This is a genomic window from Streptomyces sp. NPDC032822, from assembly GCF_055578825.1.
This window is the reverse complement of sequence record NZ_JBVIOL010000003.1, coordinates 651,656-665,455: the sequence shown is the minus strand read 5'-3', so window position 1 is coordinate 665,455 and position 13,800 is coordinate 651,656. Positions and strand designations below refer to the sequence as shown.

At 72.8% G+C, this 13,800-nt stretch carries 15 protein-coding genes and 1 riboswitch; of the genes, 9 read left to right on the top strand and 6 right to left on the bottom strand.

Annotated features, from left to right (window positions below):
* The first annotated feature begins 41 nt into the window (after positions 1-41).
* Positions 42-1,214, top strand: coding sequence for an FAD-dependent monooxygenase (locus ACZ5VD_RS12115; RefSeq protein WP_468682162.1), 1,173 nt, complete (start codon positions 42-44; stop codon positions 1,212-1,214).
* A 22-nt stretch (positions 1,215-1,236) separates the two neighbouring features.
* Here ACZ5VD_RS12115 and ACZ5VD_RS12110 read toward each other — a convergent pair whose 3' ends face one another.
* Positions 1,237-2,352, bottom strand: coding sequence for a cation diffusion facilitator family transporter (locus ACZ5VD_RS12110; RefSeq protein WP_468682161.1), 1,116 nt, complete (start codon positions 2,350-2,352; stop codon positions 1,237-1,239).
* Between the two features lie 77 nt (positions 2,353-2,429).
* Between ACZ5VD_RS12110 and ACZ5VD_RS12105 the strand changes: the two genes are divergently transcribed.
* Entirely contained in the window at positions 2,430-2,789 is a 360-nt protein-coding gene (locus ACZ5VD_RS12105; protein WP_468549906.1) for an ArsR/SmtB family transcription factor, read from the top strand.
* 31 nt (positions 2,790-2,820) lie between these two features.
* Here ACZ5VD_RS12105 and ACZ5VD_RS12100 read toward each other — a convergent pair whose 3' ends face one another.
* The 4 genes from ACZ5VD_RS12100 to ACZ5VD_RS12085 form a co-directional block, all read right to left on the bottom strand.
* Positions 2,821-4,038, bottom strand: coding sequence for a 4-hydroxybenzoate 3-monooxygenase (locus tag ACZ5VD_RS12100; protein WP_468682160.1), 1,218 nt, complete (start codon positions 4,036-4,038; stop codon positions 2,821-2,823).
* Positions 4,039-4,045: 7 nt separating this feature from the next.
* The gene (locus tag ACZ5VD_RS12095) at positions 4,046-4,684 is read right to left on the bottom strand and encodes a P-loop nucleotide/nucleoside kinase family protein (protein WP_468549904.1); all 639 of its coding nucleotides are present in this window, start codon (positions 4,682-4,684) and stop codon (positions 4,046-4,048) included.
* A gap of 9 nt (positions 4,685-4,693) precedes the next feature.
* Positions 4,694-6,115 (bottom strand): MFS transporter, encoded by a 1,422-nt coding sequence (locus ACZ5VD_RS12090; protein ID WP_468549903.1) that lies wholly within the window; start codon positions 6,113-6,115, stop codon positions 4,694-4,696.
* Between the two features lie 83 nt (positions 6,116-6,198).
* A complete protein-coding gene (locus ACZ5VD_RS12085) occupies positions 6,199-6,852 on the bottom strand; it encodes a bifunctional 4-hydroxy-2-oxoglutarate aldolase/2-dehydro-3-deoxy-phosphogluconate aldolase (RefSeq protein WP_468549902.1) in 654 nt (217 codons plus the stop codon).
* A 134-nt stretch (positions 6,853-6,986) separates the two neighbouring features.
* Between ACZ5VD_RS12085 and ACZ5VD_RS12080 the strand changes: the two genes are divergently transcribed.
* A complete protein-coding gene (locus tag ACZ5VD_RS12080; protein WP_468549901.1) occupies positions 6,987-7,817 on the top strand; it encodes a DeoR/GlpR family DNA-binding transcription regulator in 831 nt (276 codons plus the stop codon).
* A gap of 4 nt (positions 7,818-7,821) precedes the next feature.
* Here ACZ5VD_RS12080 and ACZ5VD_RS12075 read toward each other — a convergent pair whose 3' ends face one another.
* Positions 7,822-8,229 carry a CoA-binding protein gene (locus ACZ5VD_RS12075; RefSeq protein WP_468549900.1) on the bottom strand — a complete coding sequence of 136 codons (408 nt, stop codon included), beginning with the start codon at positions 8,227-8,229 and terminating at the stop codon, positions 7,822-7,824.
* A gap of 76 nt (positions 8,230-8,305) precedes the next feature.
* Positions 8,306-8,494: riboswitch (cobalamin riboswitch) on the top strand.
* Between the two features lie 70 nt (positions 8,495-8,564).
* On the opposite strand from ACZ5VD_RS12075, the gene ACZ5VD_RS12070 reads away from it, so the two are divergent.
* From ACZ5VD_RS12070 to ACZ5VD_RS12045, 6 genes are all read left to right on the top strand, one after another.
* Positions 8,565-9,581: an ABC transporter substrate-binding protein gene (locus ACZ5VD_RS12070; protein ID WP_468682159.1), complete on the top strand. Its 1,017-nt coding sequence runs from the start codon at positions 8,565-8,567 to the stop codon at positions 9,579-9,581.
* Positions 9,578-10,591, top strand: a complete 1,014-nt coding sequence (locus ACZ5VD_RS12065; RefSeq protein ID WP_468549898.1) for a FecCD family ABC transporter permease — start codon at positions 9,578-9,580, stop codon at positions 10,589-10,591. Before ACZ5VD_RS12070 ends, ACZ5VD_RS12065 begins: the two co-directional genes overlap by 4 nt.
* Positions 10,588-11,400: an ABC transporter ATP-binding protein gene (locus ACZ5VD_RS12060; protein ID WP_468682158.1), complete on the top strand. Its 813-nt coding sequence runs from the start codon at positions 10,588-10,590 to the stop codon at positions 11,398-11,400. The genes ACZ5VD_RS12065 and ACZ5VD_RS12060 overlap by 4 nt, the downstream gene beginning before the upstream one ends.
* 55 nt (positions 11,401-11,455) lie before the next feature.
* Positions 11,456-12,178, top strand: coding sequence for a hypothetical protein (locus ACZ5VD_RS12055; protein WP_468549896.1), 723 nt, complete (start codon positions 11,456-11,458; stop codon positions 12,176-12,178).
* Positions 12,175-12,717, top strand: a complete 543-nt coding sequence (locus tag ACZ5VD_RS12050; protein WP_468682157.1) for a SixA phosphatase family protein — start codon at positions 12,175-12,177, stop codon at positions 12,715-12,717. The genes ACZ5VD_RS12055 and ACZ5VD_RS12050 overlap by 4 nt, the downstream gene beginning before the upstream one ends.
* 313 nt (positions 12,718-13,030) lie before the next feature.
* Complete coding sequence (locus ACZ5VD_RS12045) at positions 13,031-13,657, top strand: YigZ family protein (protein WP_468549894.1); 627 nt, start codon at positions 13,031-13,033, stop codon at positions 13,655-13,657.
* Positions 13,658-13,800 lie beyond the last annotated feature (143 nt).

The window sequence follows — 13,800 nt, the reverse complement described above, 5'->3', positions numbered from 1 at the left end:
GAGTCCGGGAAGGCTTCGTCTCGTCGGAGTGAGGTCGTGGCATGAGGGCGATCGTCGTGGGGGCGGGCATCGGAGGACTGGCCGCGACGCTGAGCCTGCGCCGGGCCGGCCACACGGTCGCGCTGGTCGAACAGGCACCGCGGTTCACCGAGACCGGCGCCGGGATCCAGCTCGCGCCCAACGCCACCCGCGAACTGCGCCGACTGGGCCTGCTCGACCAGGTCGCCGCACCGGCCACCCGCCCCTCCCACCTGAGCTTTCGCAGCTGGTCCGACGGGGCCGAGATCTGCCGCTACACGCTGGGCCGTGAGGTCGAGGACGCTTTCGGAGCGCCCTACCTCCAGCTCCACCGGGCCGACCTGCAAGGGGCCCTGGCCGCCGAGGTACCGCCCGGGTGGGTGCGCCTGGGCACCCGGGTCGTGGGTATCGACCAGGACGACGGGTCCGCCCACGTGACCATCGCGAACGGCGAGCGCTGGAGCGCCGACCTGGTGGTGGCCGCGGACGGGGTGCGGTCACAGGCCCGCCAGTGGCTCTTCGGCGCGGACCGGGCGGTCTTCTCACACACCGCCGCCTACCGCGCCCTCCTCCCGGCCGGCGCGGTGGCCGACCTCGACCTTCCGGAGTACGCCGGCTGGCTCGGACCCGACCGGCACGTCGTCCACTACCGGGTGCGCCGCGGTGAACTCCTCAACGTCGTCGCCGTGTTCCGGACCGAGGCGGCACAGGAGTCGTGGACCGCGCAGGCGGAACCGGGAGAGCAACTGCGCGAGTTCGACGGCTGGGACCCACGGCTGCTGCGCGTCCTCGCCCGCGCGGGCCGGGTGTTCCGCTACGGCATCCACACGCGGACCCCGCTCACACGCTGGAACACCGGCCGGGTGACCCTCCTGGGCGACAGCGCCCACGCGATGGTGCCCTTCCAGGCCCAGGGGGCGGCACAGGCGATCATGGACGCGGCCGTGCTCGGCGACGTCCTCACGGATGCGACACCCGCGGAGGTCCCCGCCGCCCTCGACCGGTACACGCGCCGACGGGTCGCCACCGCCACGCGGGTCCAGAGCGCCTCCTCGCGGGCGGGGGCGGACTACCACCTGCCGGACGGGCCCGAGGCCCGGCAGCGCAACGCCCGCCTGGTGTCCTACGCCGCCGAGAGCCGGTTCGGTCCGCACTCGGCCTCGTGGGGGCTCGACGTGCTCGACGAGCGGCCCTGAGGGGCGTCGCCAGGCCCCGGTGTCACGCGGTGGTGTGGTGGGCGAGGGCGTGGTGCGGGTCCTTCTCGCCCGGGACCGGTGCCGGGTCGGCGTGCACCAGGGCCGCGGTGAGGCGGGGCACGGCGTGCAGGAGGGCGTGCTCGGCGTTCACGGCGATGCCGTGCGCCTGCCGTACGGTCGCCTCGCCGTCCACCACGACCGCCACCTCGGCGCGCAGCCGGTGGCCGATCCAGCGCAGCCGCAACTCGCCCACCCCGTGCACCCCTTCGACCTCCCGCAGGGCCCGTTCGGCCTCGTCCACCAGGGCCGGGTCGACGGCGTCCATCACGCGCCGGAACACCTCCCGTGCCGCGTCCCGCAGGACCAGCACGATCGCGACCGTGATGGCCAAGCCCACCACCGGGTCGGCCGCTTGCCAGCCGAGGGCGGAGCCGCCCGCGCCCAACAGGACCGCCAGGGAGGTGAATCCGTCCGTACGGGCGTGCAGACCGTCCGCGACCAGCGCGGCCGAACCGATGGCCCGGCCGACCCGGATCCGGTACCGGGCCACCCACTCGTTGCCCGCGAAGCCGACCAGCGCGGCCACCGCGACCGCCGGCACGTGTGCGACGGGCCGCGGATCGAGCAGCCGGTCGATCGCCACCCACCCCGCGAACGCCGCCGACGCGGCGATCGTCAGCACGATCACGATCCCCGCGAGATCCTCGGCACGGCCGTAGCCATAGGTGAAGCGCCGGGTCGCCGCGCGCCGGCCCAGGACGAACGCGATCCCCAGCGGTACGGCGGTCAGCGCGTCCGCGGTGTTGTGCACGGTGTCGCCGAGCAGCGCCACCGACCCGGACACGGCCACCACGAACGCCTGCGCCAGCGCCGTCACGCCCAGCACCGCGAGCGAGATCCACAGGGCCCGCATGCCGCGGGCCGAGGACTCCAGCGCGGAGTCGAGCTTGTCGGCGCTCTCGTGGGAGTGGGGGGTGAGGAGATGCGCGAGGCGGTGGGTGAGGCGAGGGGGGTGCTGGTGACGGTCGTGCGGGCGCGCCTGCCCGTGCCCGTGCCCGTGCCCGTGCCCGTGCCCGTGCCCGTGCCCGTGCCCGTGCCCGTGCCCGTGCCCGTGTCCGTCGTGGTGCCGGTCGCTCACGTGGATCCCCTTCCGGTGTTTCCGGTACGTCCGTGCGCGGAGTGGACGCGCGACGCCCACGACGCCATTATGTGCGTATGAGCGCACGCATGCACCTGTCACCTGCGCACGATGCGCACCCGCGCACCCCCGGCGAGGAGCAGTTCGCGCTCGCCGCCGAACTGCTCGCCCTGCTCGGCGACCGCACCCGGCTCACCCTGCTGCATGCGCTGACCGCGGGGGAGGCCGACGTCACGACGCTCACGGAGGCGTGCGGGGCGGCGCGACCGGCCGTCAGCCAGCATCTGGCCCGGCTCAGGCTGGCCGGACTGGTGACCACGCGGAAGGAAGGCCGCCGGGTGGTCTACTCGCTGCGCGACGGCCATCTGCGCCGCCTGGTGAACGAGGCGCTGAACGTGGCGGACCACCGGATCGGCGACCGCCCGCCGCACGACTGACGGGCGTGGACGAGGGACGCCGTCGGCCGGTTCAGTACGCGGTCGCCGTGCCCAGGTACTGCTCGGCGAAGGCCGCCGCGGCGGCGGGCGAGGTGAACAGGCGGCGGAGACGGGCGAAGGTGGTGCCCGCCCGGTAGGCGTCGCCCGACGAGGTGCCGTGGTAGACCTCGGAGAGCCACTGGGAGAACTCCTGGTAGTCCCACACGCGGCGCAGACACGTCTCCGAGTAGCCGTCGAGACCGGCCTCGTCGCCCTCGGTGAGGTACGCGACGAGGGCGTCCCCGAGCAGGAAGGCGTCGTGCAGGGCGAGGTTCATGCCCTTGGCGGCGATCGGGGCGGTGAGGTGGGCCGCGTCCCCGGCCAGGAAGAGCCGACCGAACACCATGGGTTCGACGACGTAGTTGTGCATGTCCAGGACGCGCTTCTCGATGAGCGGACCCTCGATCAGCGGACCGGTGTCCGTGGCACCGAGACGCAGTTGGAGCTCCGACCAGACGCGTTCGTGCGACCAGTTCTCCGGATCGTCTCCGGGCGGGCACTCCAGGTAGTAGCGGGTCACCTCGGGGCTGCGCGCCATGTGCCCGGCGAAGCCGTTCGGGTGGACGCCGAACACGACACAGTCGTTGGACGGCGGCGCCTCGGCGAGCAGCGCCAGCCAGCCGACGCCGTAGTCGTGCCGCGAGATGTGCGCGTCCGCGGGCAGAGCGGCACGGGTCACCCCGCGCGCCCCGTCGCAGCCCGCGACGAAGTCACAGGCGACGACCTCCCGTTCGCCCGTCTCCGCGCAGACGTACGACACCGAGGGCCGGGCGGTGTCCAGGTCGTGCAGCTCGACGTCCCGCACCCCGAACCGCGCCTGTCCGCCCCGCACGTCCATGTACTCGCGCACCAGGTCCGTCACCAGCAACGGCTGCGGATAGACGTAGTGGTGCGTGCCCGTCAGTTCCCGGTACGGGAACCGGAAGCGTTCGCCGCCGTAGCGGAACTCGCACTCGGTGTGCAGCTGCGCCCGCTCCAGCAACGGGTCCGCGAGACCGCGCTGTTGGAGGCCGCGCACCGCCCACTCCTCGATGACGCCCGCCCGGGGCCGCCGCTCGATGAACTCACGCGTCTCCGTCTCCAGCACGAGAGAGTCGACCCCGGCGGCCCGCAGGATGTTGCCGAGGGTCAGTCCGGCGGGCCCGGCACCCACGACGACGACCGGGAAGCGCTGGGGAGAGCCGGAGTCGGCGTGGGGGGTGGTGGTCACTCGAACATTATGTCGGCCTCGGCGCGGGGGTGTCGGGCAGGACGGCCACGCGGTCGGCGAGGGCGCCGATGTCCGGATCCGGGAGGTCGTTCGTGAACACGACGTGGTGGGCCGCCTTCCAACGGCACTCGGTGGCACGGGCATTGGTCCAGAACCGGTCCCAGTGTCCGATCTTCCACGCGTCCCGGTCGTGGCCGCGCCGGACCAGCCGGTCGAGGACCGTGTCGCCGTCGGCCTCGACGTGCACCACGACCAGCCGGACGTCCGGCCAGCCGTGCCGCTCCCTCGCCCGCACCAGGTAGTCCGGGTCGGCGAAGTAGCGGCCGAAGGGCGCGTCGAGGACGACGGAGTTGCCGAGCGCCAGATTGTCGCCGCACGCCCGCAGCAGGGTCTCGTACTCCAGCGGCAGCACGGTGGAGAGGTAGAAGTCGTTGTCGTCGCGCTCGTTGCCGCCGAACCCCTTCTCCCTGAGGAGGCGTTCGGTGAACGCCGTGGCGAGCGTGTCCTTGTCCAGGTACGCGGCGCCGTAGTGCGCGGCGATCTTCTTGCTCACGGTCGACTTCCCCGATCCGGCCGGGCCGATCACGAGGAACACGGTGGGCTGCATGGCGGTGCGGTCTCCCCGCTGCGAGGTGCTGGTGGGCATGGCGACCGTTCAGGGCCGGACGGTGGTCGCGGGCCGGCCGGTCGCGGGCCGGCGGTCCTTGACGAAGAAGCCGTACGACGCTCCGCCGACGATGAGCATGACGCCGCCGACCAGGAAGACCAGTGCGAAGTTGCCGCCGGTCCGGTCCAGGATGACGCCCGTGACGATCGGGGCGACGGCCGCGCCGACGAAGCCGCCGAAGTTCTGGATCGAGCCGAGCGACGACACCTGGTGCTTCTCGGCGAGGTCGGAGGCGAGCGTCCAGATCAGGCCGATCGGCACCTGGGCGAAGAAGTAGCCGAGGCAGAGCAGCACCACGACCAGGGCGGTGCTGTCCACGTAGGCGACCGGCAGCACCGACGCGGCGGCGAGCACCGCGCCGGTGACGAGCGGGATCTTCCGCGCCCGGACCGTGCCCGTGCCGCGCGCGATCAGCCGGGTGGAGACGTAACCCCCGGTCAGTACACCGAAGATGCCGCACAGGAACGGCAGGGAGGCGACCCAGCCCATCTCGGTGAGGCTGAACCCGCGGTCCGTCTGGAGATAGCTGGGCAGCCAGGTCAGGTAGACCCAGACCGTGTAGAAGAGGCTGAACGCGCCGATCACCATGAACCAGGTGTTGGGCTGCCGCAGCAGCGAGAACCAGCTGGCCCTCTCCACCGGTTCGGCCGGCTCGCCCAGGCCCGTCCGTTCCGTCCGCTCCGCCTGTTCCTTCCGTTCCTTCTGTTCGGAGTCCTTCGTCATCGCCTCGACGGCTTCCGCCGCCTCCGCGCCCCGGATCGCGATCAGCTCCTGGAGCGTGGGATCGCGGTAGAGCTTGATCCACGCCACCGCCACCAGCAGCCCGACCGCGCCCAGCACGAGGAACATCCCGCGCCAGCTCATCGTCAGCAGCATGAAGGTCAGCAGGGGCGGGGCGATCGCGTTCGCTATCTGGGAGCCGGTGTTGATGATCGAGATCGGCAGGGACCGCTCGTCCTTGGCGAACCAGCGCTCCGACACCTTCAGCCCGGAGGTGAACAGCGGGGACTCGCTGATGCCCAGCGCCACCCGGACCGCGTAGAAGAGCGGGAAGGAACTCACGAACGCGGTGAGCGCGCTGACCACCGACCAGACGGAGGCGGCCCAGCCGAGCAGCTTCTTGGCGCCGTACTTGTCGACCAGGTATCCGGCGGGGAGGTTGGCGATCGCGTACGGCCAGGAGAACGCCGACAGCAGCAGGCCCATCTCGATGGTGTTGAAGCCGAGGTCCGAAGCGATCGTCGTGTTGCCGATGCCGAGGGCGTTGCGGTCCAGGTAGTTGATCACGCAGGCCACGACGATGAGCGCGATGAACGCCCACCGCACGCGGACGCCCTTGCCGGGCCCGGCGGGCTCTTCGGGTGCCGATGGTCCGGCGACCTCGGAGGTCCCCACGGTGGTACCGGTCATACGACTCACTCCTTTGTCAGTCGGGGAACGGGAGCGGGAGCGGAGCGGGGGTCCCCCCGGAGAGGGGTCTCAGGGGGAGAGGCTTACGGGGCGGTCCGGGCGGCGGTGACGGCGGAGAGGAAGGTCTCGGCGGCCCGGGTCACCCGTCGGTGGTCGCCCTCCTCGCCGCCGGCCTTGGTGATGAAGCTGCCGACGCCGACCGCGGTGACGCCGGCGTCGAACCACTCGCCGACGTTGTCCGGGGTGACCCCGCCGGTGGGGGCGAGCGGGACGTGCGGCAACGGGGCCATCACCGTCTTCACATAGCGCGGCCCGAGGAACTCCGCGGGGAACAGCTTCACGATGTCCGCGCCGGCCTGGACGGTGTTCACGATCTCCGTCGGCGTGAAGGCGCCGCTCATCGAGACGGCCTGGTAGCGGTGGGCGACCGTGAGCATCTCGGGGTTGAGCTGCGGGCTGACCAGCAACCGTGCGCCGGACTCGACCGCCCGGTAGGCGGAGTGGCCGTCGAGCACCGTGCCCGCGCCGACGAGGACGCCCTGGTCGCGGTACTCCTCGGCCAGGGTCTCGATCACCTTGAGGGCGTTGGGCACGGACAGGGTGATCTCCAGCGCGCGGATGCCCCCCTCGACCGCCGCCCGGGAGACCTCCAGGGCCGCCTTGTCGTCGTCGAGCCGGACGATGAGGACGGTGCCGGTGGCGCGGATGGATTCCAGGTGCTGCAACTTGCTTACCATGTTTTCACACGCTAGATCATGGATTCACATCGCACAACACCCTGTATCAAGGGTTAACATCTGGATGCGGGAACTCCAGCGGGGCTCAGCGGGACCCCGGCTGGAACTCCGACAGGAACGGGGGCGGTGACGGCGTGGCCGAGAAGACGTTCGCGGTGACGGGCGGCGGCGAGGTGCCCCTGATCCCGGAGCAGCGGCACGAGAAGCTGCTCCGGCTGCTGCGCCGGGAGGGGATCGTCAGCACCCGCACCCTCACCGACTACCTGGGCGTCTCGCACATGACCGTCAGGCGGGACATCGCCGCACTGGAGTCCGCGGGCCACCTCGTCTCCGTCAAGGGCGGCGTCCGGCTCGCCGACAAGGCGCCCACCGGGCAGGAGCCGCCCCGGGAGCGACGGGACCGGGCCGTGCTCGAACTCCCGCGCAAGTCGGCCATCGCCCGGCACGCGGCCACGCTCGTCCAGGACGGCATGGTGGTCCACCTCGACGCCGGCACCACCTGCCAGCTGATCGTCCCGCTGCTGGCCGGGCGCAAGGACCTCACCGTCGTCACCAACGACTTCCACGTCGTGACGAGCCTCTTCGAGCTGCCGGAGATCGAGGTGATCCACACCGGCGGCATCGTCGACCGCGACAGCGGCTCCAGCAGCGGACGCCTCGCCGCGCGCACCCTGGAGACGATCAACCTGGACCTGTTCTTCATGAGCACCGGAGCCTGGAGCCTGGAGCGGGGCGTGACGTCCTTCTCGCTGGACAAGGTCGAACTCAAGCAGGCCGCGCTGGCCGCGAGTTCGCAGTGCGTACTGCTGGCGGACAGCACCAAGTACGGCTCGTTCGCGAAGTACCGCGTCACCGACCTGGCCAAGGTCGACACCATCGTCACCGACGACGGGCTGCCCGAAGGCGGCCGGGAGAGCATCACCGCCCTCGGGGTGGAGCTGCACGCGCTCACCCCGAGGGTGTGAGTCCTCAGCCCAGACGGGGGATCTCGATCGCCGGGCAGCGGTCCATCACCATCTCCAGGCCGGCGGCCCGGGTGCGCTCGTACGCGGCCTCGTCGATGACGCCGAGCTGGAACCAGACCGCCCGCGCGCCCTTCGCCACGGCCTCGTCGGCGACCGCCCCGGCGAGATCGCTGTTCACGAACACGTCGACGACGTCCACGTCGAACGGAATCTCCGCCAGCGAGGCGTATCCCCGCTCCCCGTGCACGGTCTCCGCCTGGGGGTGCACCGGCACGACCCGCTTGCCGTAGCGCTGGAGCACCTCGGCCACGCCGTACGCGGCGCGTCGCCGGTTCGACGACAGGCCCACCACGGCCCAGGTGTCGCCGAGCCCGGTGAGGATCTTGCGGACCGTTGCCTCGTCGCCGTACACCGTGGGTCTCCTCGGGGGTCGTGAAAGGGCTGGCCCCTGCCACAACCGTGCGCGGCGATCGGCGATTCCCGCACCGTGATAGCTTGCCGAGGCCAGTCGAACCCATGCACGTGGGTCAGGGAATCCGGTGCGAATCCGGAGCTGACGCGCAGCGGTGAGGGGGACGGGCGGGGCATCGGCCACTGGACGACGCGTATGTCGTCCGGGAAGGCGCCCCGACCGGACGATCCCGAGTCCGAAGACCTGCTGGCGACCCCCGCGGCCAACGCACGGCGGGGGAGCACCGTACGACCGGGCTCCGCGTTAGGGCCCTCGACGACCGAGGATCGACTCCCGTGCCGATAGCACGTCTTGCCCGTCCCTCCGCGCTGCTCGCGGCCACCACCCTGCTCCTGGCCGGCTGCGGCGACGCCGACAGCACCGACCCGGCCGCCGCCGTCACTCTCGACAACTGCGGTCATGCGGTCCGGGTCGAGGCCCCGCCGCAGCGGGCCGTCTCCCTCAACCAGGGCACCACCGAGATCATGCTCTCCCTCGGTCTCGCCGACCGCATGGTGGGTACGGCGACCTGGACCGACCCCGTGCTGAAGGGGCTGGAGAAGGCCAACGCCAAGGTGCCGCGGCTCGCGGACAACGCCCCCTCCTTCGAACGGGTCCTGGACACCGAACCGGACTTCGTCGCCTCCTCCTTCGTCTCCACGCTCGGCAAGGGCGGTGTCGCCACCCGGGACCAGTTCGAGAAGCTCGGCGTGCCGACCTACGTCTCCCCGTCCGACTGCGCGGGCAAGGACAACTCCGGCGACGGGGACGGCGCCCGCGGCGAGCCCCTGACCATCGAGGCCATCTACGACGAAGTGCGGGACCTGGCCGCCGTGTTCGGTGTGGAGGAGCGCGGCGAGAAGCTGGTGGCCTCCCTCAAGAAGCGGATGGACACGGCCACGTCGGACATCGACGCCTCCGACGTGAGCCTCCTCTACTGGTTCGCCAACGCCGAGTCGCCCTACATGGCCGGCTGCTGCGGCGCCCCCGGAGTCGTCACCCGTGAGCTCGGCGCGAAGAACGTCTTCGACGACACCCACGACGAATGGCCGCAGATCAACTGGGAGACGGTCGCCGACCGCGACCCCGACGTCCTCGTCATCGGCGACCTGACCCGCAAGTCGCAGACCGCCGAGTCGGCCGAGAAGAAGATCGCCTTCCTGGAGTCCGACCCGGTCACCAAGAACATGACGGCGGTCCGGCACCAGCGCTACGTCCTGCTCAGCGGGCAGGCCCTGAACCCCAGTATCCGCACGATCGAGGGCGTGGAGCAGGTCGCGGCGGGGCTGCGCGACTTCGGACTCGTGAAGTGACCACCCGGGCGGTCCTGCTCGGTGTCGCCGGGACGGTCCTGCTGTGCTGCTCGGTGGCCGTCGCCATCACCATCGGACCCGCCGACATCGACGTCGCCGACGTCTGGTCCGTGGTGGCCGCCCATCTGGGCATCGGCACCTCGGAGTTGACGCCGATCCGGGACGGCATCGTGTGGCAGCTCCGGCTGCCGCGCACCCTCCTCGCCGCCGTGTGCGGTGCCGGACTCGCCGTCTGCGGCGCGGTGATGCAGTCGCTGCTGCGCAACCCGCTCGCCGACCCGTTCGTGCTCGGGGTGTCCTCCGGCGCCTCCACCGGAGCCGTGGTGGTGGTCGTGCTGGGCGTCGGCGGGGGCGCGCTGTCCGTCCCGGCGGGTGCCTTCCTCGGCGCCCTGCTCTCCTTCGCGCTCGTGCTGTTCCTCAGCCACACCCTCGGCGGCAGCACCGACCGGGTCGTCCTCGCCGGCGTCGCCGCCATGCAACTGTTCTCCGCGCTCACCTCGTTCGTCGTGATGACCGCGGCCGACGCCGAGACCACCCGGGGCGTCCTGTTCTGGCTCCTCGGCTCCCTCGGCGGGGCGGGCTGGACCGACGTCTGGGTCTGCTGCGCCGTCCTGGCCGTGGCGCTCGTGGTCTGCCTGTCGTACGCCCGCACCCTCGACGCCTTCGCCTTCGGGCAGGACGCGGCGGCCGCCCTCGGGGTGTCGGTGGCCCGCACCCGTCTGGTGCTGCTCTGTGTCACCGCCCTGCTCACGGCCGCGCTGGTCAGCTCGGCCGGGGCCATCGGCTTCGTCGGCCTGGTGCTGCCGCACGCCGCCCGCGCCCTGGTCGGCCCGGGCCATGTCCGGCTGCTGCCGGTCACCGCGCTGGCCGGTGCCGTCTTCCTCGTCTGGGTCGACACCCTGGCCCGCACGGTCCTCGACCCGCAGGAGGTGCCGGTGGGCGTCGTGACGTCCCTGATCGGCGTGCCGGCCTTCGTGGCGGTGCTGTACCGGACGCGGAGGGTGCGGTGACCACGACCCCGCGTACGGAACGCGAGACGCCCCTCGCCACCGGCCTCCGCGCCGACCGCGTGAGCCGCCGCGCCGACGGCCGGCTCATCCTCGACGGCGTCGGCCTCACCCCCGAACCGGGCTCCACCGTCGGCCTCCTGGGCCCCAACGGCTCCGGCAAGTCCACCCTGCTGCGGCTGCTGGCCGGCCTGCTCACCCCGAGCGCCGGCGTGGTCACCCTCGACGGCACCCCGCTCGCCGACCGGCCCCGCCGCGAGGTCGCCCGCCGTCTCGCCGTGGTCGAGCAACAGGCGGACACCCAGGTCGAGTTGACGGTCCTGGATGTCGTACGGCTCGGACGGGTCCCGCACCGTCGCGCCTGGACGCCCGCCTCCGCCGACGACGAGCGGGCCGTGCTGGCCGCCCTGGACCGCGCGGGGCTCACCGACCGGGCCGGCCAGCCCTGGCACACCCTGTCGGGCGGCGAACGCCAACGGGTGCAGATCGCCCGCGCGCTCGCCCAGGAACCCCGTGAACTCCTCCTCGACGAACCCACCAACCACCTGGACATCCACCACCAGCTCGATCTGCTGGCCCTGGTCACCGCCCTCCCGGTCACCACGGTCGTCGCCCTGCACGACCTCAACCTCGCGGCGATGTACTGCGACCAGGTGGTCGTCCTGCACTCCGGCCGGGTCGTGGCGGCCGGCACCCCGGGCGAGGTCCTGACCGAGCGGCTCATCGCCGAGGTCTACGGGGTGCGGGCCGCGGTGACCCCCGAGGGCCCTCGGGGGCGTCCCCATGTGCGGTTTCTGGGCACCCTGGCTTGAACGCGTGTTCGGTCAGGCGGTGGCGCGGCGCTGCCCGCCCGCCTACGCTCGGCCCGTGCTGAGCATCATCGACGCCCGAACCGGCAAGCTCGTCCAAGCCGCCCCCGCCCGCCGGGGCCTGACCCGTGTCCAGGCCCACGCGGAGGGCTACGACAGCACCACCCTGCGCGTTCTGCTGGTCGCCGATGTCCTGGTCCGGGCACTGGAGATCGGCGGCACACCCGTCTGGGCGCTACTCACCGGCGCCCGGGAGCAGGCGGAACTGCACGCGGGCGCCGCCGCCCTGGGCATCCGGCCCTTCGAGGACAGCCGGGACGTCTCGGCCGGGCTCGGGGAGGCGCAGGTCGTCCATGTGGTGGGGGAGAGCGGACCCACCCCCGAGGGCGTCCGTGTCGCCGTCGCCCCCGTGGAGCGGACGCCCGTCGCGCTCCTGGAGGGCGCCGCCCCGGCCGCCGTACGCCTGGCCCTGCTCTCCCGGCCCCGGAACGAGCCCGTGCGACTCGACGCGGACGCGCTGGGCGACGCCCACCAGACCCTCGTACGGTGGCGCCGCGCGGTGGCCGACTGGGCACGCGAGCCCTCGCGGGCCATTCCCGAGGACGTGCGCGCGGAACTCCGTACCGCCTGGGAGAACGACCTCGACGTGGGCGCGGTGCTGCGGGTCCTCGGGCAGGTGGAGACCTCGGACCGGCCGGAGGGCGCCCGCTTCGAGACGTACGCCTACGCCGACCGGCTGCTCGGTCTCGAACTCACCCGCGACGTGGGGTCGTCGGCGTGATCGCGCGGGCGGGAGCGGGCCCGCTGCGACACCTGGTCGTCCTGCGGCACGCCAAGTCGCAGTGGCCGGAGGGTGTCCCCGACCACGAACGCCTGCTCGCGCCCCGCGGACGCCGGGACGCGCCGGCCGCGGGCCGGGCCCTCGCCCTGGCCGACCTGCTGCCGGACCTCGCCGTGTGCTCCACGGCGGCCCGCGCCCGGCAGACCTGGGAGCTGGCCTCCGCGCAGTGGGACACCCCGCCGCCGGTGCGGCTCGACGCGCGGGTGTACGCGGCCGACGTACCCGAACTGCTGGCCGTCGTGCACGAGACGCCCGCCGAGACCGACACCCTGCTGCTCGTCGGTCACAATCCCGGTCTGGAGGAGCTGGTCCTCGGCCTGGCCGGGGACGGCCTCGACGGTGCCCTCGACGAGGTCCGCCTCAAGTTCCCCACCTCGGCGGTCGCCGTCCTGGCCTGGCGCGGTACCGACTGGCGCGACCTGGCCCCGGGCACGGCCCTGCTGACCGACGTGATCGTCGCCCGCGGAAAGAAGGTCTGAGGACCGGCCCGGCCGATCGGCCCCGCCCCGCCGCCGACGTCCCGCGGCGGATGCGCGCACCACCCGGCGGCAGACCGGCGGCGCGGCCGGCCGGGGTGGCGCGATCGGCACCGGCGTCGTGAGCGGTCCGGCCGCGGGCGGACCCGGTGCCGCGCGGTCCGCCCGCCCAGCCCCTCCGGTCGCCCCGCCCGGAACGGGCCGTGCCGGTCAAGTGGTCTCCCCGCGCACCGACCACAGGGGAGCCGGGTGTCCAGGACACCGCCCCCACACCTCCGGCGGCGGCGGGCGCGGGCGCGCCGCATAGGGTGGCCGGATGCCGGACGAGTACCGCACAGTGGCCCGCGCGGGCGTGCACGAGACCGAGGTCAACCGCTCCCGCTTCCTGTGCTCGCTCGCCCCGGCGGCCACCGAGCGGGAGGCCCAGGACTTCGTCGCCGGTGTCCGCAGGGCGCATGCCGATGCCACCCACAACTGCTTCGCGTACGTCATCGGCGCCGCAGCCGGGATCCAGAAGGCGAGCGACGACGGCGAACCCGGCGGCACCGCGGGCGTCCCCATGCTCCAGATGCTGCTGCGCCGCGACATGCGCTACGTCGTCGCCGTCGTCACCCGCTACTACGGCGGCGTCAAGCTCGGCGCGGGCGGCCTCATCCGGGCGTACGGGGGAGCGGTCGGCGAGGCCCTGGACACCCTGGGCACCCGCACCCGCCGCCGCTTCCGGCTCGCCACGGTGACGGTCGACCACCAGCGGGCCGGCAAGCTCCAGAACGAGCTGCGCGCGACCGGCCGCGAGGTACGGGACGTGCGCTACGGCGAGGCGGTCACGATCGAGATCGGCCTGCCGGACGCCGACGTCGAGGCGTTCCGGTCCTGGCTCGCGGACGCGACCGCGGGGACGGCCGGGTTCGAGCCGGGCGGAGAGGCGTACGGAGACGTGTGACATGCCCTCGCGGGCCTGACCGGACGCGGGCCGCGACAGAGGAACGCACAGGGCTCTTCGGGCCATCCCGGACATTCCCCTTCATCCCGCGTCGGGTCCGGGTGACAGGCCGGGGTTCGTGGTGGATCAGGGACCGGAACGCG

Excerpts from the sequence above, each read along its gene's own strand:
- ACZ5VD_RS12085 (WP_468549902.1), bottom strand. The coding sequence starts at position 6,852 with ATGGTAAGCAAGTTGCAGCACCTGGAATCCATCCGCGCCACCGGCACC.
- ACZ5VD_RS12105 (WP_468549906.1), top strand. The coding sequence starts at position 2,430 with ATGAGCGCACGCATGCACCTGTCACCTGCGCACGATGCGCACCCGCGC.
- ACZ5VD_RS12090 (WP_468549903.1), bottom strand. The coding sequence starts at position 6,115 with ATGACCGGTACCACCGTGGGGACCTCCGAGGTCGCCGGACCATCGGCA.
- ACZ5VD_RS12115 (WP_468682162.1), top strand. The coding sequence starts at position 42 with ATGAGGGCGATCGTCGTGGGGGCGGGCATCGGAGGACTGGCCGCGACG.
- ACZ5VD_RS12045 (WP_468549894.1), top strand. The coding sequence starts at position 13,031 with ATGCCGGACGAGTACCGCACAGTGGCCCGCGCGGGCGTGCACGAGACC.
- ACZ5VD_RS12095 (WP_468549904.1), bottom strand. The coding sequence starts at position 4,684 with ATGCCCACCAGCACCTCGCAGCGGGGAGACCGCACCGCCATGCAGCCC.